This is a genomic window from Actinomadura sp. 6K520, assembly GCF_004349245.1.
In the GTDB taxonomy this organism is placed as follows: Bacteria; Actinomycetota; Actinomycetes; order Streptosporangiales; family Streptosporangiaceae; genus Spirillospora.
The window spans coordinates 13,145-30,941 of sequence record NZ_SMLC01000083.1 but is presented as its reverse complement, the minus strand read 5'-3'; the positions used below and the strand labels follow the sequence as shown (position 1 = coordinate 30,941).

Sequence of the window (17,797 nt, the reverse complement as noted above, 5' to 3'; positions counted from 1 at the left end):
CCCCACGACCCCGCCGCCGGACACCCCGGCGGACCCGCCCTCCGACGACCCGGGCACCGGCGGCTCCGGCACCCCGGCCCCCAGCCCGACGACCAACCCGGCGCCGTCGCCGAGCGGCGGCTGACCGCCCGCCTCACACCGCGGCGGCGCCCTCGACCGGGGCGGACCCGCGCCGGACCAGCAGAGCCGCGAGGATCGCCGTGGCGGCGACCGCCCCGGCGACGGTCAGCGAGGTCTGGAAGCCGTCCATGAACGCGAGGTGGCTCCCGGTGGTGATCGCCTCGGCGGCCGGACCCGGGGTGCCCGGCGGGACCGGCGCGACGCCCTGCGAGACGATCCCGCCCTGGCCCGTGAGCCGCTGCGCGGCGTCGCCAGGGACGCCCGCGTCCGTCAGCCGCCCGAACAGCACGTCGCCGACCCTGGTGGACAGCAGCACCCCGAGGACCGACGTCCCGAGGACGCCGCCGACCTGCGCGGCGGTCTGCTGCAGCCCGCCCGCGACACCGGCCAGGTGCGCGGGGGCGTTGCCGACGATGGCCTCGGTACCGGCGACGATCACCATGCCGAACGCCAGCCCGATGAGCACGAACCACGGCCAGAGCTCGACATAGGGCGCCGCCACCCCGATGCGGGACAGGCCGAACAGCGCGACCGCGGTGAAGGCCATGCCGATCGCGAGCGGCACCCGCGGCCCGAAACGGCTCGTCAGCGCGCCCGCGACCGGTGAGGCGACGATGAACACGGCGGTCATCGGCAGCAGCCGCACGCCGGCCTCCACCGGACTCATCCCGTGGACCTGCTGCAGGTAGAGGGTGATGAAGAAGATCGTCCCGAACATCGCGAAGAAGCCGAGGACGATGAGCCCGGTCGCCGCCGACAGCGACGCCGAGCGAAACAGCCCGAGCGGGAGCAGCGGACGCTCGACGCGCAGTTCGTGCCACACGAACCCGGCGAACAGGACGGCGGACACGGCGAACGACACCAGCGGGACCACATCTCCGAAACCGTCCTCCCCGGCCCTGATCAGGCCCCAGACGAGGCCGAACAGCGCGCCGCTGAGCAGCGCGACGCCGGGCAGGTCGAAGGAGCCGGCGGCGTCCTCGTCCCGCGACTCGCGGATCACCCACAGCCCGACGAGGAGCGCAACGACGCCCAGCGGAGCGTTGAGGAAGAAGACCGACTCCCAGTTGACGTTCTCGACCAGCAGCCCGGCGACGATCGGCCCGCCCGCGATGGAGATGCCGAGCGTGGAGCCCCAGACGCCGATCGCGGTGTTGAGCCGCTCGGCCGGGAACGTGTTGCGCAGGATGGCGAGGCTCGCGGGCTGCAGGAGCGCCCCCGCGAAGCCCTGCACGACGCGCCAGAAGATGACGGCGCCGAGGCCGCCGGACAGCCCGATCAGCACCGAGGAGACCGCGAACCCGACCACGCCGGCGAGGAACGTCCGCCTGCGCCCGAACCTGTCGGCGATCTTCCCGGCGGGGATCAGCGTGACGGCGAGCGCCAGCAGGTAGGCGTTGGTCACCCACTGGAGGCCGGACAGGCTCGCGCCGAGGTCCGCGGCGATCGCGGGGTTGGCGATGGAGACGACGGTCGCGTCCAGCCCGACCATCATCACGCCGAGCGCGACGGCGACGAGCGTGAGCCACGGGTGGCCGCGGCCCCTCCGGGCCGTGCGCCGCGGCGCCCTCTCGTGCGGCGGGACGCGGACGGCACCGGGATCGAGCGTGCCGGCGCCGGTGGAATGAGTCATCGGTCGATATCCCTCCGAATTGGCAGATGGCTAAAGTGTCATGAGATGACACTTGTCGTCAACCGCCTCTTGTCGTGGAGCGACATCGGTCACATTGCGACAACATTTTCCCACTGTCTCTTGGCGGGGGATCGGCCGCCGACTACAGTGCGCACATGACCGCGACCGCCCCCGAGACCGGCGCCGAGAAGGGGACCGCCGGTCCCGGACCCCAGCCCCAGGGCAGGCGCGAACGCAAGAAGCAGCGCACGCGCGAGGCCCTCGTCGACGCGGCCTTCGACCTGTTCTCCGAGAAGGGGTTCGACGCCACCACCGTCGAGGAGATCGCCGACGCCGTGGACGTCTCGTCCCGCACGTTCTTCCGCTACTTCGCCTCGAAAGAGGACGTCGCGCTCACCTTCCAGGACGAGCAGACCCGCGCCATCTTGGCGGCGCTCGCCGAGCGGCCCGCCGACGAGCCGATCATGACGGCGCTGCGCCGCGCGGTCGTCGTGATCGCCCGCGCGTGCGAGGCCGGTGAACTCGGCTTCGATCCCGGGCGCTTCCAGTGCATGCTGTCGATGACGAACGACAGCCCCGCGCTGATGGCCGGCTCCCTGGAGCACGCGCAGAAGAAGCAGGCCATCCTGATCGACTTCGTCGCCGAGCGGCTCGGCGTCGACCCCGCCACCGACCTGCGCCCGCACGTCATCGCCGCCGCCGCCTCCGCCGCCTTCCAGGCCGCCGCCGAGACGATACGCAGGCACGGAAGCGCGTTCGGCACGATGTCGGAGACCGTCGACCAGACCTTCGCGCTGCTGGAGGAGAGCCTCAACTACCCCCAGCGCTGATCATCACGAGGGAACGCGACCACCGCGGAGGCACGGGGTCAGCGGGGGGCGCGGGGCAGGCCGAGGCCGATCATCGCGATCAGCTCGCGCTGGATCTCGTTGACGCCGCCGCCGAACGTCAGCACCAGCGCGCCCTTGGCCAGGCGGTCGGTGGCCTCGATGAACTCCGCGGTCACCGGGTCACCGGGGTCGCCGTACCGGGCGAGGACGTCGCCGACGATCCGGCCGACCTCCTGCACCCGCTCCGAGCCGTAGATCTTGGTCGCGGACGCGTCCGGCGCGCCCAGCCAGCCGAGGTCCTGGTTCGCGGCGACCTGCCAGTTGAGCAGCTCGTTGACGCGCAGGTAGGCGTAGACCCGCGCGACGGCGCGGCGGACGGCGGGCTCCTCGATCAGCGGCCGGCCGTCCCGGCCGGCGGTGGTGCGGGCCCAGCGCTCGAACCGCACGTGGGTGTGGCCGATGTTGCCGGCGGGCCCGAGCGTGACCCGCTCGTGGTTGAGCTGGTTGACGATGAGGTCCCAGCCCTTGTTCTCCCCGCCGATCAGCATGTCCGCCGGGACGCGGATGTCCTCGAAGTACGTCGAGTTGGTGTGGTGGCGGCCGTCCATCGTGATGATCGGCGTCCAGGAGAAGCCGGGGTCCCTGCAGTCGACGATGAGCATCGAGATGCCCTTGTGCTTCTTCGCGTCCGGGTCGGTGCGGGCGGCGAGCCACACGTAGTCGGAGTGGTGCGCGCCGGACGTGAAGATCTTCTGGCCGTTCACGACGTAGTGGTCGCCGTCCCGCACGGCCGTCGTGCGCAGGGCGGCGAGGTCGGTGCCCGCGCCCGGCTCGCTGTAGCCGATCGCGAAGTGGCACTCCCCCGCGAGGATGCGCGGGATGAAGAACTCCTTCTGCGCGTCCGTCCCGTACTGCAGGATCGTCGGGGCGACGGAGTTCAGCGTGATGAGCGGGTAGGTCACCTCGGCGCGGGCGATCTCGTTGGCGAAGATCGTCTGCTCGACGGGGCCGTAGCCGCGGCCGCCGTACTCCTTCGGCAGCGCGACGCCGAGCATCCCGTCGCGGCCGAGGCGCCGGCAGTGCTCCATGTAGGCGGGGCCGAACGGGTCCGCCAGGATCGCGGCCCGCTGCTCCGCGTCCAGGCAGTTCTCGAAGTACTCGCGCAGCTCGGCGCGGAGCTTCTTCTGCTCGTCGGTCAGATCGATGAACATCAGGCCTCCTGTGGGACGAGCGCGCCCAGCGTGTCCAGGGCGCCCTCCGCGCCGCCGAGCAGGTGCGCGCACTGCTTGCCCCAGGCGAAGTAGCGGTGCAGCGGGTAGGTGACGTCCAGGCCGATGCCGCCGTGCAGGTGCTGGCAGGTGTAGAGGGCCTGCACGACGGGATCGCAGGCGTTGTAGGCGGCGACGGCGAGGACCTCGTCGGTGTCGGCGGCGCCTTCGGCGAGCCGCCACACGCCCGCCCAGACGGCCACGTCGAGCGCGCGCTTGGCGATGTAGACGTCGCCGATCTGCATCGTGACGGCCTGGAACTCGGCGAGGGCGCGCTCGAACTGCTCCCGCGTCTTGACGTACTCCGTGGTCAGCGACAGCGCGCCCTCGATGACGCCGGACGAGAGGGCGACCGCGCCCGCGACCGCCGAGCGGCGCAGCGTGTCCCACGCGGCGCCGTCTGCCGTGCCGCCGAGGAGGGCGTCCGGGGCGACCCGGGCGCCGTCGAGCGCGACGCGCGACAGCGGCTCGCTCGTCGCGGACGGCTGAGGCGTGATCGCCGCGGCGGACGGCTCGACGAGGAAGACCCCGACGCCCTCACCCTCGACGCGGGCGGGCACCAGGATCCGCGACGCCTCCCGTGCGTACGGGACGAACGTCTTCACGCCGTCCAGGACGAAGCCGTCGCCGTCCCGGCGCGCGGTCGTCGCGACCTCCCCGGCCGGGCCGACCTCGCGGTACGCGCCCGTCAGCACCGTCTCGCCCTCGGTCAGCGGGCTCAGCAGCGCCTTCTGCCCGGCCGTGCCGTGCAGCCCGATCGGGACGGCCGCGAGCGCCAGCGACGCGTACACCGGAACGGGCGCGACCTTGAGGCCGATCTCCCGCAGGATGACCGCCAGCTCGACCGGCCCGAGGCCCGCGCCGCCCGCGTCCTCCGGCAGGACGATCCCGAGCAGCCCCGCCTGGGCGAGGGCCTTCCAGGTCGCCGCGTCATAGGCCGCGTCACTTTTCTCGAAGCCCTCCAGCCGCTCCTGGGTCGCCTCGCGCTCCAGCAGACCGGCCGCCAGCTTCTTGATCTCCTGCTGGGTCTCGTCGAGATTGAAGTCCACTCATCCGCTCCGTTCCAGGAGGTGCAGCCGGCCGCGCTTCGCGAACTCCGCCCGGAACCCGGCCGCGTCCTCCGCGGTCAACCGGCGGTACGAGAGCGCCTTGCCGACGTAGTGCAGGTAGGTGCAGCCGTGCGCGCGCACGTCGGGCAGGACGGCGGACGCCGAGAACCGGGTGCGCAGCACCAGCTCGGCACCGGCGGCCAGCGCGCGGTCACCGCCGGCCCGGCGCAGCCCCGGGCGGCCGTCGTCCGCCCTTGCCTCCAGCAGTGCCGCGACGCTCACCCTGCCCCCTCCCGGGCCGACCCCACGGCGAAAAAGTAGAACAGATTCTAGTCTGTGTCCAGAGGCATGATCGGGCACGATCGCGGGCAGGTTCTCCTAGCGTTTGCAAGGTTCACCGGCCGGCCGAAGGAACCGGGCCGGACCGCCCTCCGCCACGGATCAGATAACACGTTCTCATGGCCTGTATCCTTGGCGGGACACGTCGGGCGACCACGCCCGCTCAGGAGGGATCGACCGTGACCGCAGAGCCGACGGTGACCGGGGACGAGACCCGGGGTCAGCCCGCGGGACAGGCGGGGCAGGCGGGGCAGAGCGTGCGCTCGCGCAGCCAGCACCAGCGGCGCAAGCGTATCGTGCAGGCGGCGGCGGCGCTGGCGTCCCGCGGCGGCATCGAGGCGATGCAGATGCGCACCGTCTCCGAGCGCGCGGGGGTCGCCCTCGGCACCCTGTACCGCTACTTCCCGTCCAAGATGGACCTGGTCGTCGCCGTCGTGAGCGAAGAGCTCGACCTGCTTGAGGCGAGCATCGAGCGCCGCCCGCCGCGCGCCGGCGACCCGCCGCAGCGCGCCGTGGAGGTGCTGATGCGCGCGACCCGCGGCCTGATGCGCGAACCAGAGCTGGCCGAGGCGCTGATCCGCTCGCTGCTGCTCTCGGACGTGAAGACCGACTTCGGCGACCGGATGACCGGGATGCTGCTGCTCGCCGCGTCCGGCCGCCCGGACACCGTCCCCGCCGACGACCCCCGCCGCCTGGTGGCCCGCGCGCTCTCCGGCATCTGGACCATGGAGATGATCGAGATGCTGCGCGGCAACGCCACCGCCGAGGAGATCCAGGCCCGCCTGGAGATCTCCGCCGCCCGCCTGCTCATCGACCGCTGAGTGCCGGGCGGCCCGGACGGTCCCGGCCCGCCCGCACGCACCGTCCTCGCCGGGCCGCTTTCCGTGTGCCGTGGGTCTCATCCCACTAGCCTGGGTCCCGACCAGCGTCAGGACGAAGAAGGTGTGCCAGTGACCGAGCAGGAACCGATCCTCAGCGACGGGGTCATCATCGAGTTCATCGATGGGAAGGACGTCCCCGTCCAGCACAAGGACTTCGGTGAGCGGGCCGTCGTCATGCGCGACGCCAAGAAGCCGGAGGGCCCGATCCTCTACTTCACCGAGGCCGAGTGGGACGCCTTCATCGCGGGCGTCAAGGACGGCGAGTTCGACGACCTCCTGGAGGAGGACCCCACCGAGACCGCCTGAGGCGGCCCCGGAGACGGGCCCCCACCGCCGGGACGCGGCGCTCTCAACCGCCGCGCAGCCGATCCCACCTGGCGGTGAGGGCCCGTTCGGCGTCCGGGGCCAGGTCGCCGAGGAGCCGGAGGCGGGCTATGCCGCCGTCCGGGTGGATGTCCAGGCGGACGTGGGTGACCTCCGGTGTGGTGAGGCGGAAGCGGTGGCGGGTGTCGGGCAGGAGGCCCGTTCTCGGGAGGAGGGGGCTCCAGGTCTCCCCCACGCGGGCGTCCAGCCCGGAGAGGGCGGCCTGGGCGGGTGCGTTGAACTTCAGGTTCGCGGTGTCGATCTCGGCGAGCCGGATCGTTCCCGGGGCGGCGAGCCGGATCACCGCCCAGTCGTTGCCGCCGTCGCGGCGGCGGGCGGTCTCCCAGCCTTCCGCCTGGTTGCGCGCCAGGCCGGGGAACAGCATGTTGTCGGGCGAGGAGTAGAACATGTCCGAGCACTCGACCACGCGGGCGCCGTTCTCCAGGGCGGCGAGGTCGGCCGTGAGGCCGGTCAGGAGGCGGGGGTCGGCGACGACGTCGCCGTGCACGCGGAGCCGCGCGATGCCCCCGTCGGGGAACATGTTGAGCCGGACGTGGGTGAACAGGCGCTCCGCGTCCACCTCGAAGGCGTGGGCGCTGTCGCCCTTCAGCGGGCTCTTCGGGACGATCTCCACCCAGTCGGCGCCGGAGAGGTCGGCCGGGTAGCCGTCCACGGCGCACGCCTCCACGGACGCGTGCGGCGGGAAGTTGCCCCGGAACCAGGCGGTGTCGATCACGACGCCGCGGACGACGCCGGGCATGCCGAGCCGGACCAGCGCCCAGTCGTGGCCGGGGCCGCGGCGGCGGGCGGTCTCCCACCCGTCGTACACCTGGCCCTTCGGCCCGAACGTCTCCGGGGAGAACGCCGGAGCCCACGGGTTGAGGAGGTTCTCCTTCTCCGCGAACGACTCGTCGCTGGCGGCGACGACGGACCCGCCCAGGGTGCGGACGGCCAGGTCCGGCAGGGACGTGAAGGCGGTCATCGCGACCCCCGGGTGAGCAGCCGACCGGCGGGCGCGCCGGTGGTGGGTGAGCCGGTCGTGGGTGAGCCGGTGACGGGCACGCCGCGCAGCCAGGTGGTGTGGACGACCCCGGCCAGCGTGCGGCCTTCGTAGGGGGTGCCGGGGTGGCGGTGGTGCAGGGCCGGCGGGGTGACGGTGAAGGTCTCGTCGGGGGCGAAGGCGATGAGGTCGGCGTCGTCGCCGACCGCTATCGCGCCCTTGCCCGGCACGGCGGCCAGGGCGGCGGGCGCCTCGGACATCCAGCGGACGACGGAGTGGAGCGGGTGGCCGCGTGCCCGCGCGGCCGTCCAGACGACGGGGAGGCCGAGCTGGAGCGACGAGATGCCGCCCCACGCGGTGGCGAAGTCACCGCGTTTCAGCTCGGGCGTGCAGGGCGAATGGTCGGAGACGACGCAGGAGATGGTCCCCGAGGCGAGGCCCTGCCACAGGGCCTCGCGGTTGGCCGCCTCCCGGATGGGCGGGCAGCACTTGTACGCGGGGCTCCGGGCGTCCTCGGCCGTCAGGGTGAGGTAGTGCGGGCAGGTCTCGGCGGTGACCGGGAGGCCGTCCGCCTGCGCCTTCGCCAGGACGTCCAGGCAGTCGGCGGCGGACACGTGCAGGATGTGCGCGCGCGCCCCCGTCTCCTCCGCCAGCCGGACGACCCGCTCCACGGCGCGGCGTTCGGCGGACGGCGGGCGCGAGGCCAGGAACTCCGCGTAGCCGCCGCCGGCCGGCGCGGCCAGCGACGCGGGGTCCTCGGCGTGGACGAGGACCAGCCCGCCGAACGAGGCGATCTCCCGGAACGCGTCCCGCATCCCGTCCGGCGGGAGCGGCGGGAACTCCGGGACGCCCGAGTCGGACATGAAGCACTTGAACCCGAAGACGCCCGCGTCGTGCAGCGGGCGCAGCGAGGCCAGGTTCCCCGGAATCGCGCCGCCCCAGAAGCCGGTGTCCACCGCGCACGCCCCCGCGGCGGCGGCGGCGGCGCGCTTGGCGGCCAGCGCGGCCGGGTCGACGGTGGGCGGCAGCGAGTTCAGCGGCATGTCGACGAGGGTGGTGACGCCGCCCGACGCGGCGGCGCGGGTCGCGGTGGCGAAGCCCTCCCATTCGGTGCGTCCCGGCTCGTTGACGTGGACATGGGTGTCGACCAGGCCGGGCAGCAGCGCGACGTCGCCGAGGTCCACGACGGCACCGGGCGGGTCGCCGGACTCGTACGGGGAGATCGCCGCGATCCGCCCGCCCCGGACGGACACGGCGGCGGGACGTTCCCCCTCGGGCAGGACGGTCCGCCGCGACCGTATCGTCAGGCCGTCCACGGGGCGCCTCGCACGATGTGCTCGGGCCGGACCGGGACCCGGTTGAGCGCCTTGCCGGTCGCGTCCCGGATCGCGGCGACGACGGCGGGCGTGGACGACAGCGTCGGCGGCTCCCCGGCGCCCCGCAGCCCGTAGGGGGCGGCGGGGTCGGGGTTCTCCAGGATGTCGAGCCGCATCGGCGGCATGTCGAGGATCGTCGGGATCAGGTAGTCGGTGAACGACGGGTTCCGGACGAGGCCGTCCGTCACGACGATCTCCTCCATCAGCGCGAGGCCGAGGCCCTGCGCGGAGCCGCCGTGGATCTGGCCCTCGACCCCCGTCCGGTTGATGATCTTGCCGACGTCCTGGACGGCGGCCATCTCCACGACCTTGACGAGCCCGAGGTCGACGTCCACGTCGACCACGGCCCGGTGGACGCACAGGGCGAGCTGGGTGTGGCTGCTGCCCTGCCCGGTGACGGGGTCGAGGGCGGTGGTGGGCCGGTGGTGGTACTCGCGGGTGTGCTCGACGACCTCGTCGCGGAGGACGTCCTCGATGGTGCCGAGCACGCCGTCCGCCCGCGAGACGATCTTCCCGCCGGCGACACCGAGGTCGTCGGGGCCGTCCCGGCCGAGGCGGCGGGCGGCGAGCGCGAGCAGCTCGGCGCGCACCGCCTCGCAGGCCGCCTTGACCGCGCCGCCCGTCATGTACGACTGCCGGGACGCGCTGGAGGAGCCGGCGTCGCCCACCCGGTCGTCGGCCGGGTCGATCGTGACCTTCTGCACCCCCAGCTCCGTCCGGGCGATCTGCGCCTGGACGGTGACGAGCCCCTGCCCGACCTCGGCGGCGGCGGTGTGCACGAGCGCGGTGGCCTCGCCGCCGATGACCTCCAGCCGGACGCGGGCGGTGGAGTAGTCGTCGAACCCCTCGGAGAAGCAGATGTTCTTGATCCCGACGCCGTAGCCGACGCCCCGCACGACCCCCTCGCCGTGCGTGGTCTGCGCCACACCGCCCGGCAGGTTCCGGAGGTCGGACGCGTCGAGCGGCGGCGGCATCGGCATCGCCTCCAGCCGGGTCAGCATCTCCGCGAGCGGTGCCGGGGAGTCGATGACCTGCCCGGTCGCGAGCCTGGACCCCTGCGTGACGGCGTTGCGGCGGCGGATCTCGACCGGGTCGAGCCCGCAGGCCGCGGCGAGCCGGTCCATCATCGACTCGTAGGCGAAGCACGCCTGCACGGCGCCGAACCCGCGCATCGCGCCGCACGGCGGGTTGTTGGTGTAGACGCCGTACGCGTCGATCCTGATGTTGGGGATCTCGTACGGGCCCACGCCGAGCGAGGCCGCGTTGCCCGTGACGTTCATCGTGGACGACGTGTACGCGCCGCCGTCCAGGACGATCTCGACGTCGGCGTAGAGGAGCCGCCCGTCCGCCGTGGCGCCGTACTCGTACCGCATCTGGGCGGGATGGCGGTGGACGTGCCCGAAGAACGACTCGTACCGGTTGTACGACATCTTGACGGGCCTGCCGGTGTGCAGGGCGAGCATCCCCGCGTGGATCTGCATCGACAGGTCCTCGCGCCCGCCGAACGCGCCGCCGACGCCCGCGAGCGTCATGTGGATCTGGTCCTCGGCGAGGCCGAGGCACGGCGCGATCTGCTTGAGGTCGTTGTGGATCCACTGCGTGGACACGTAGAGGTCGAGGCCGCCGTCCTCGGCCGGGACCGCCAGCCCGGACTCGGGCCCGAGGAACGCCTGGTCCTGGATCCCGACCTCGTACTCGCCGGACACGACGACGTCCGCCTCGGCCCGCGCGGCGGTCACGTCGCCGACGCGCACCGGCTGGTGGCGGGTGATGCCGCCGCGGTCCTGGACCTTCAGCCCCTCCGGATCGGCGAGCACCGCGCGCGGATCGGTGATCGGCGCCAGCACCTCGTAGCCGACGGCGATCCGCTCCATCGCGCGCCGCGCGGTCTCGGGGTGGTCGGCGGCGACGAGCGCGACCGGCTCGCCCTCGTGCCGGACCTGGTCGACGGCGAGGACGGGCTGGTCCTCGGTGCGGTCGATGCCGAACATCTTGCGTCCCGGCACGTCCTCGTGGGTGAGGACGGCCCGGACGCCGGGCAGCGCGAGAGCGGGTCCGATGTCGATCGACGTGATCAGGGCGCGGGGGTGCGGGCTGCGCAGCGTCGCGCCCCACAGCATCCCGTCCATCCACAGGTCGGACGCGTACGCGAACTCGCCCGCGACCTTGAGCGTCCCGTCCGGCCGCAGGGGGCTGTCCCCGACGCCTCCGTGTCCCGGGGCGGCGACCCGGCCGGGGCTTCGCACCGGCGACGCCATCAGAGCACCTCCTCCGCGAGACGCATCAGGCGGCGGTAGGCGGCGGCGCCGCGCCGCCCGGCCTCGTCCTGCGGGACGGTGACGAGCGTGTCGTCGGCCACGACCGTCCGCCCGCCGACGAGCAGGCGCCGCAGCGGCGGGGTCTGCCCGAACGCGAACGCGACCACGGGATCGTCGACGGCCGCGTGGAAGCCGTCCACCCGCCACAGCGCGATGTCGGCGAGCTTGCCCGGTTCGAGGGCGCCGAGCTCGTCCTCGCGGCCGAGGCAGCGGGCACCGCCGAGCGTCGCCATGTGCAGGGCCTGCCGCGCGGTCAGCGCGGTGGGCCCGTGGCGGGCGCGCTGCATGTAGAGCGCCTGGCGGATCTCCCCGGCGAGCGGGACGAGTTCCGCCGACGCGGAGCCGTCCACGCCGAGGCCGACCGTCGCGCCCTCCTCCAGCAGGCGGGACACGCGGGCGATGCCGGCGCCGAGGCGCGCGTTGGAACTGGGGCAGTGCGCCGTGCCGGTGCCCGTCTCCGCGAGCCGTTTGATGTCGGTGTCGTGGAGGTGGACGCAGTGCGCGAACCACACGTCGGGGCCGAGCCAGCCGAGGGAGTCCATGAACTCGGTCGGCGTCATGCCGAACTGCTCCGCGGTGTGCTCCTCCTCGTCGAGCGTCTCGGCGAGGTGGGTGTGCAGGCGGACGCCCTTGTCGCGGGCCAGCCGAGCCGACTCGACCAGCAGGTCCCGGCTGACGGTGAACGGGGAGCAGGGCGCGACGGCGACGCGGAGCATGGAACCGGGCGAGGGGTCGTGGTACCGGTCGATCGCGGCGGCCGTCTCCGCGAGGATCGTGTCGAGGTCCTCCACCACCTCGTCCGGGGGCAGCCCGCCCTGCGACCGCCCGCGGTCCATCGAGCCCCGGCACGGGTGGAACCGCACGCCGATCTCGGCCGCGGCGCCGATCTCCGCCGCGAACAGGTCGCCGCGCCCGCTGGGGAACAGGTAGTGGTGGTCGGTGGACGTGGTGCAGCCCGACTTGGCGAGCCATCCGAGCGCCGCGGACGCCGCGCCGGACACGACCTCGGCGTCCATCTTCGACCAGGGCCGGTAGAGGGTCGTCAGCCACTCGAACAGGGTGCTGTCGACGGCCAGGCCCTGGCTCGCCCACTGGTAGAGGTGGTGGTGGGTGTTGATGAGGCCGGGGGTGGCGAGGCATCCGGTGCCGTCGATCCGCTCGGCGCCGGGCGCGGGCGGCGCCGGCCCCGGGCCGACGGCCGTGATCCGGTCGCCCTCGACCACGATGTGCCCGCCCGGGTGCTCCGCGCCGGAGACGGTGACGACGTGGGCGTTGTCGATGACGATGGTCTTGCCGTGGGTCGTGCCGTGGGTCGTGTCGGGGGTCGTGTGTGGGGTCATGTCGCGGCGGCCTTCCGCTCGGCGGCGAGGCGCACCGCGTCCAGGATCTTCTCGTAGCCGGTGCAGCGGCACAGGTTGCCGGCGAGCGCCTCGCGGATCTCGGCGTCGGTCGGCGCGGGGTTCCGCTCGATCAGGTCGTGCGCCTGGACGATCAGCCCGGGCGTGCAGAACCCGCACTGGACGGCGCCGGTCTCGGCGAACGCCTCCTGCACGGGATCGAGCCGCTCGCCCTGCCGGTCGAAGGGCTCGCCGGGCGACCGCTCGGCGAGCCCCTCGACGGTGCGGACGTCCCGTCCCTCCACCTGCCCGGCCGCGACGAGGCACGCGCACGCCGGGACACCGTCCAGGTAGACCGTGCAGGACCCGCACTCGCCCTGCTCGCACGCGTTCTTCGAGCCGGGGAGGCCCATCCGCTCCCGGAGCATGTAGAGCAGGCTCTCGCCCTCCCACACGTCGTCCACGGCCTCGGCGGAGCCGTTGACGGTGACGTTCACGCGCATCAGGAGGCCCTCCTTCCCGCGTTCCGGTGGTCGTTCCAGGCCCAGGTCAGGGTGCGGCGCGCCAGCACCGCCAAGGCGTGCCTCCGGTAGTCGCCCGTCCCCCGGACGTCGTCGATCGGCGCCGCCGCCTCCGTCACCAGCTCGCCGAACCGCCGTGCCGCCGCCTCGCCCAGCGGGCCACGGCCGGCCCAGTCCAGCTCGCCGGAGACGAACTCCTCGGCGGCGGTGGCCCAGCGCGGCGTCGGGGCGGCCGAGCCGAGGCCCGTCCCGACGCGCCGCTCTCCCGGGTGCAGCGCGACCGCGAACGAGCACACCGCGATCACCATCGCGTTCCGGGTGCCGATCTTGGAGAAGTACTGCGGGCCGGACGCGGGGGGCGTCCAGAACGCGCGGATCAGCTCGTCGGGCTCCAGCGCGCTGCGCTTCACGCCGACGAAGAAGTCCGCCGCCGGGATCATCCGGACGCCGCGCGCCGCCGACTCGGCCTCGACCTCGGCGCCGCCCGCCAGCAGCGGCGGATGGCCGTCCCCCGCGGGGGACGCCGCGCCGAGGTTCCCGCCGACCGTGCCGCGGTTGCGGATCTGCGGCGAGCCGACCGTCCGGGACGCCTGCGCGAGGCCGGGCAGCCGGTCGCCCAGCTCCTCGATCAGCCGGGTGTAGGTCACCCCGGCGCCGACGCGCAGCCGCCCGCCGGCCGTGTCCCGGCCGACCGTGTCCCAGTCGGCCAGCTCGCGGACGCGGGTCAGGTCCAGCAGCGCCTCCGGCCGCCGCACGTCGAAGTTGATCTCGACCATGACGTCGGTGCCGCCCTGCAGGGGCAGCGCGCCCGGCCGCTCCGCCTTCGCGGCGAGGGCGTCCGCCCAGGTCGCCGGTCGCAGGAAGTCCATGTTCCAGGCCCTCGCTCTCTCAGTTCCAGGCGGACGGCGCGGGCGGGGCGTCGTCGGCGAGGACGGTTCCCTCGATGAGCCCGTACGGGCGGTCGGCGGCGAAATAGACCTCGTTGTCGTTGTCCATGCCGAACGGCTCCAGGTCGACGAGGAAGTGGTGCTTGTTGGGCATCGACAGCCGCACCTCGCAGAGTTCCGCCCGTTCCTCCAGGACCCGGCGTCCCATCTGGAAGAGGGTCTGCTGGAGCGACAGGCTGTGCGTCTCGGCGAACGCCACGAGGAGGGCCTCGCGGGCGGCGCGGTAGGAGTCGTCCCAGCGCGTGTCCGTGCCCCGGTGGCGCCACCGGGCCGTCACGGCGGTGGCGAGGATCCGGTCGTCGGTCGGAGCGAGGGTCGTGTACTCGTCCTGGACGAACCCGTGGAACTCGCTGCCGGTCGAGTTGAGGACGACCAGGTCCGTGAGGCCGGAGACCACCGACTCGCCGCCGCCCTCGCCGTCGGTGTGCACGACCGCCGTGCGGACCTCCCCGCCGTTCCGGACGAACGAGTGCCCGCCCGTGATCCGCTCCCAGCCGTACTCGTAAATCTCGACCCGGGCGTGCGAGATCGTCGGCTGGGAGCCGGCGAAGTGCCGCGCGAGCAGCAGGCCGAAGTCCTCGATCGCCGCGATCCCGTGCTTCTTCGCGAACGCGAACACGGTGTTCTTCTGGCTGTCGGTCGGCAGGACCGCCGCGTTGTCGCCGGTCAGGTGCACCTCCTCCATGGCGCCGGACAGGGCCACGCTGACGTTGACGTCCTTGATCCGGTGCGTGTCCCCGTCCCGGGTGACGCGGAGGACCCTCGTCTCCGCCTTGCCGTAGCGGTTGGGGCCCAGCACGACGGCCATCGCCGTCAACTCCCTCGATAGGTCGAGTACGCGAACGGGCTGATCAGCAGCGGGACGTGGTGGTGCCGCCCCGGATCGGTGATCGTGAACGCCACGGTGACCTCCGGGTAGAAGTCCGACAGGCCCGCCGTGTCGAACGTCAGCCGGTGCACACCGGCCCCGGGCCGCGCGTCCCACTCCCTGATGCGGCCGTCGGCGTCGGTGCGCGCCTCGGCCAGCGCCGTCCAGGTGCCGTCGTCCGCCCGCCGGTCCAGCCGGACGGCCACGCCCGCCGCCGGCAGGCCCTTCGCCGCGTCCAGCACGTGCGTCGACAGGCTCATGGGTCCTCCCCCTCCGCGCCGGTTCCCCGGGCGAGCCGGGCCAGCCGCAGGTCGACGATCTCGGCCAGTTCCGCCCGGACGACCCGCCGTTCGGTCTCCGCGTCATTACCCAGCCGCTCGCGCAGCTCACCCAGCATCTCCAGCGCGGAACGGCCGGACGCCCGGATCAGGAACACGTGCCCGAAACGCTCCTCGTAGGCGCGGTTGCCCTCGAAGAGCGCGGCCCTGAGGTCCGCCGCCGCGCCGTCCACCCCGGACTGCTCCTGCCGCGACCAGCCGGCCTCCCTGGTCCCGCCCTCCGCGCGCTCCCCGATGCGGGGATGGGCGGCGAGCGCCTCCTCGATGTCCGCCCACTCCAGTTCGCGCAGCACCCGCCGCGACGTCTCGCGCAGCGCCGCCAGATCGTCGCGGGGCCGCGCGGCGACCGCCGCGAGCCACCGGCGGGACGCGCAGCACGCCGCCAGCTCCGCCTCACCGACCTTCACGCCTGCCAGTAGACACAGCCGCCCGCGGGCGGGTCGAGGGACAGGAGCTCCGAACTGCGGCCCGCGCACCCGCCGCGCTTTTGTAGCTTGCTACACATGAGGCTGCGTTCCCTGCTCGCCATGCCCCGGCTGCGGCTGGAGGTCGTCACCGGGGACGACGAACTGGACCGCACGATCAGGTGGGTCGTCACCACCGACCTGCTGGACCCGGGCCGCTACCTGCGCGGGCACGAGCTGGTGCTCACCGGGCTGGTCTGGCGGACGGGCCCCGCCGACTCGGAGACGTTCGTCCGGGCCCTCGCCGACGCGGGCGTCTCGGGGCTCGCCGCCTGGGACCTCACGCTCGGCGCCATCCCGGGCGACCTCGTGGACGCCTGCCGGCGGCACCGGCTCCCGCTGTTCAAGGTGCCGGAGGACGTGGCGTTCGCGACCGTGACCGAGGAGGTCGTCCGGCAGCTGTCCAGCGCCCGCGCCGCCGACCTCACCGCCGTGCTGGACCGGCACCGCCGCCTGGTCGAGGGCACCGGCCTCGACGCCGTCCTCGACCTGGTCGGCCACTGCCACGTCCTCGCCCCCACCGGGCGGGTCGTCGCGGGGCCGCCCCCGGCCGACCCCGCCGCACTGGCCGCGGCGTTCCTCACCGCGCCGCGCCTGCCGCACCACGTCCCGGACCTCGGCATGTCGGTCTTCCCGGTCGCGGCCGGCGCCGCGTCGCGCGTCGCGGACTGGTTCATCGCCTCCGAGGGCGACTTCGGCGACTGGCCCCCGGAACGCCGCGCCCTCACCTCCGAGCTCGCCGCGATCGTCGCGATCGAGAAGGCCCGCCTGGACGCCGCCGCGCACCCGGACCGGGAGGTCGTCGGGGCGGCCGCCGCCGGGGACGCCGCCCGGCTGCGGTACGCGGGCCTGACCGGCGGCCCGTACGTGGCCGTCGCCGCGTCGGGGCGCGGCTCCCCGCGCCCGGAGGAGCTGCGCGCCGTCCTCGCCGAGGTCCTGCCCCGCCCGCGGGCGGTGGGGCTGCTCGACGACGAGGTCATCGCACTCGTCCCGGCGACCGGGGAGGACGTCGCGGCGCAGGCCGAGGCCGCGCTGAGCCTGCTGGCACCGGGCCTGGCGGGCGGCGGCATCGCGGTCGGCGTCAGCGACGTCGCGACGGCCCCCGACCTGCGCGCGGCCGTCGAGGAGGCCCGCTACGCGCGCCGGCTGGCCGCCACCCGCCCGTCCCCGGTCTGCGTGGTCCGGCACGACGAGCTGGCCACGCATGTGCTGCTGCTCGCCAGCGTCCCCGACGACGTCCGCCACATGTTCAAGGTCCGCCTCCTGGACCCGCTGCACGAGTACGACCGGGTCCACGGCGCCGACCTCGTCCGGACCCTGGAGACGTGGCTGCAGGACTCCGGCTCCTGGACGCGCTGCGCCGAACGCCTCCACCTGCACGTCAACTCCGTCCGGTACCGCATCCAGCGCGTCCAGGACCTCACCGGCCGCGACCTCTCCCGCCCGGAGGACCGCGTCGACTTCTTCCTAGCCCTCCGCCTCATGCACGGCGCCGAGGAGGGACCGGCCGGTGGGGGCGAGCCGTAGCCGCTCGGGCTCCGGGATCCCCGCCGGAAGGCCGGCCGGCACGGCGCCGGGGCCGGTCGTGATGACAATGACGTGCCCGTCTCCCGTGCGCAGCGGCAGCCGGGGGAAGTTGTTCTCCGCGGTCAGCGTGGCGAAGGCCAGGGCTTCCGGGCCGAACCGCGGGACGACCTCGTCCCGCATGACCGGCTCGGCCTCGGCCAGCCGTTCGCCGAACGACCAGAGGAACGCGGTCACCCGGGTCCGCGGCGGGGCGGCGCCGGCCGGCGGACGGGGCGGCGGGTCCGGGAGGCCGCGCAGCGGCCGCAGGAGGCGGGCGTCCGACGCGTCGACCATCGTGGCGCTCGCCGCCAGGCCGTGCTCGGCCCAGACGGGGCCGTCGTAGAAGGCGGGCAGGGCCTTCCCTCGCGCCGCCATGTCGGCGAAGCCGCGAAGCCACACGAACTTGTCGGGATCGTCGAGGTCGTGGAACTGGCCGAGGACGGCGATGCCCGCCTCCTCCTGCGATTCGACGAACTCCCGGTCGAAGATCTCGACGAGTTCGTCCCTGCGTCCCGGATGGAGTCGGTACTGGCGTAGTTCGATCACGTTCACGAGCGCAAGGATCACCGGCCGGGCCGC

At 73.8% G+C, this 17,797-nt stretch carries 18 protein-coding genes; 4 read left to right on the top strand and 14 right to left on the bottom strand.

The features are described from left to right. Nucleotides 1-133: 133 nt before the first annotated feature. Nucleotides 134-1,753: an MFS transporter gene (locus E1289_RS21685; protein WP_131982960.1), complete on the bottom strand. Its 1,620-nt coding sequence runs from the start codon at nucleotides 1,751-1,753 to the stop codon at nucleotides 134-136. Nucleotides 1,754-1,908: 155 nt separating this feature from the next. On the opposite strand from E1289_RS21685, the gene E1289_RS21680 reads away from it, so the two are divergent. Beyond that, a complete protein-coding gene (locus E1289_RS21680; protein ID WP_131982958.1) occupies nucleotides 1,909-2,583 on the top strand; it encodes a TetR family transcriptional regulator in 675 nt (224 codons plus the stop codon). 38 nt (nucleotides 2,584-2,621) lie between these two features. Here the strand turns inward: E1289_RS21680 and E1289_RS21675 are convergent, their stop codons facing one another. The 3 genes from E1289_RS21675 to E1289_RS21665 are packed head-to-tail and all read right to left on the bottom strand — an operon-like array spanning nucleotide 2,622 to nucleotide 5,182. After that, entirely contained in the window at nucleotides 2,622-3,794 is a 1,173-nt protein-coding gene (locus E1289_RS21675; protein ID WP_131982956.1) for an acyl-CoA dehydrogenase family protein, read from the bottom strand. Next, nucleotides 3,794-4,900, bottom strand: coding sequence for an acyl-CoA dehydrogenase family protein (locus tag E1289_RS21670; protein ID WP_131982954.1), 1,107 nt, complete (start codon nucleotides 4,898-4,900; stop codon nucleotides 3,794-3,796). The genes E1289_RS21675 and E1289_RS21670 overlap by 1 nt, the downstream gene beginning before the upstream one ends. Then, the gene (locus E1289_RS21665) at nucleotides 4,901-5,182 is read right to left on the bottom strand and encodes a hypothetical protein (RefSeq protein WP_131982952.1); all 282 of its coding nucleotides are present in this window, start codon (nucleotides 5,180-5,182) and stop codon (nucleotides 4,901-4,903) included. Between the two features lie 314 nt (nucleotides 5,183-5,496). On the opposite strand from E1289_RS21665, the gene E1289_RS21660 reads away from it, so the two are divergent. Beyond that, a complete protein-coding gene (locus E1289_RS21660) occupies nucleotides 5,497-6,060 on the top strand; it encodes a TetR family transcriptional regulator (protein WP_243713037.1) in 564 nt (187 codons plus the stop codon). Between the two features lie 129 nt (nucleotides 6,061-6,189). After that, nucleotides 6,190-6,426, top strand: coding sequence for a DUF397 domain-containing protein (locus E1289_RS39090; protein WP_165966210.1), 237 nt, complete (start codon nucleotides 6,190-6,192; stop codon nucleotides 6,424-6,426). Nucleotides 6,427-6,469: 43 nt separating this feature from the next. Here E1289_RS39090 and alc read toward each other — a convergent pair whose 3' ends face one another. The 9 genes from alc to uraD are packed head-to-tail and all read right to left on the bottom strand — an operon-like array spanning nucleotide 6,470 to nucleotide 15,595. Beyond that, on the bottom strand, nucleotides 6,470-7,465 hold the full coding sequence (alc, locus tag E1289_RS21650; RefSeq protein ID WP_131982948.1) for an allantoicase: 996 nt from the start codon (nucleotides 7,463-7,465) through the stop codon (nucleotides 6,470-6,472). Next, nucleotides 7,462-8,790: an allantoinase AllB gene (gene allB, locus E1289_RS21645; RefSeq protein WP_243713035.1), complete on the bottom strand. Its 1,329-nt coding sequence runs from the start codon at nucleotides 8,788-8,790 to the stop codon at nucleotides 7,462-7,464. The genes alc and allB overlap by 4 nt, the downstream gene beginning before the upstream one ends. Continuing rightward, nucleotides 8,787-11,117: a xanthine dehydrogenase subunit D gene (pucD, locus tag E1289_RS21640; RefSeq protein WP_207929075.1), complete on the bottom strand. Its 2,331-nt coding sequence runs from the start codon at nucleotides 11,115-11,117 to the stop codon at nucleotides 8,787-8,789. Before pucD ends, allB begins: the two co-directional genes overlap by 4 nt. Further along, nucleotides 11,117-12,517, bottom strand: a complete 1,401-nt coding sequence (locus E1289_RS21635; RefSeq protein ID WP_131982944.1) for an 8-oxoguanine deaminase — start codon at nucleotides 12,515-12,517, stop codon at nucleotides 11,117-11,119. The genes pucD and E1289_RS21635 overlap by 1 nt, the downstream gene beginning before the upstream one ends. Beyond that, the gene (locus tag E1289_RS21630) at nucleotides 12,514-13,017 is read right to left on the bottom strand and encodes a (2Fe-2S)-binding protein (RefSeq protein WP_131982942.1); all 504 of its coding nucleotides are present in this window, start codon (nucleotides 13,015-13,017) and stop codon (nucleotides 12,514-12,516) included. The genes E1289_RS21635 and E1289_RS21630 overlap by 4 nt, the downstream gene beginning before the upstream one ends. After that, nucleotides 13,017-13,904, bottom strand: coding sequence for an FAD binding domain-containing protein (locus tag E1289_RS21625; protein ID WP_131982940.1), 888 nt, complete (start codon nucleotides 13,902-13,904; stop codon nucleotides 13,017-13,019). The genes E1289_RS21630 and E1289_RS21625 overlap by 1 nt, the downstream gene beginning before the upstream one ends. 19 nt (nucleotides 13,905-13,923) lie before the next feature. Continuing rightward, nucleotides 13,924-14,790, bottom strand: coding sequence for a factor-independent urate hydroxylase (gene pucL / locus E1289_RS21620; RefSeq protein WP_131982938.1), 867 nt, complete (start codon nucleotides 14,788-14,790; stop codon nucleotides 13,924-13,926). Between the two features lie 5 nt (nucleotides 14,791-14,795). Beyond that, the gene (gene uraH, locus E1289_RS21615) at nucleotides 14,796-15,110 is read right to left on the bottom strand and encodes a hydroxyisourate hydrolase (RefSeq protein WP_131982936.1); all 315 of its coding nucleotides are present in this window, start codon (nucleotides 15,108-15,110) and stop codon (nucleotides 14,796-14,798) included. After that, nucleotides 15,107-15,595, bottom strand: a complete 489-nt coding sequence (gene uraD, locus E1289_RS21610; RefSeq protein WP_243713033.1) for a 2-oxo-4-hydroxy-4-carboxy-5-ureidoimidazoline decarboxylase — start codon at nucleotides 15,593-15,595, stop codon at nucleotides 15,107-15,109. The genes uraH and uraD overlap by 4 nt, the downstream gene beginning before the upstream one ends. 96 nt (nucleotides 15,596-15,691) lie before the next feature. On the opposite strand from uraD, the gene E1289_RS21605 reads away from it, so the two are divergent. Continuing rightward, on the top strand, nucleotides 15,692-17,179 hold the full coding sequence (locus tag E1289_RS21605) for a PucR family transcriptional regulator (RefSeq protein ID WP_131982934.1): 1,488 nt from the start codon (nucleotides 15,692-15,694) through the stop codon (nucleotides 17,177-17,179). Here the strand turns inward: E1289_RS21605 and E1289_RS21600 are convergent. After that, nucleotides 17,120-17,770, bottom strand: coding sequence for an NIPSNAP family protein (locus E1289_RS21600; RefSeq protein WP_207929074.1), 651 nt, complete (start codon nucleotides 17,768-17,770; stop codon nucleotides 17,120-17,122). The two genes, E1289_RS21605 and E1289_RS21600, sit on opposite strands and share 60 nt — an antisense overlap. Nucleotides 17,771-17,797 lie beyond the last annotated feature (27 nt).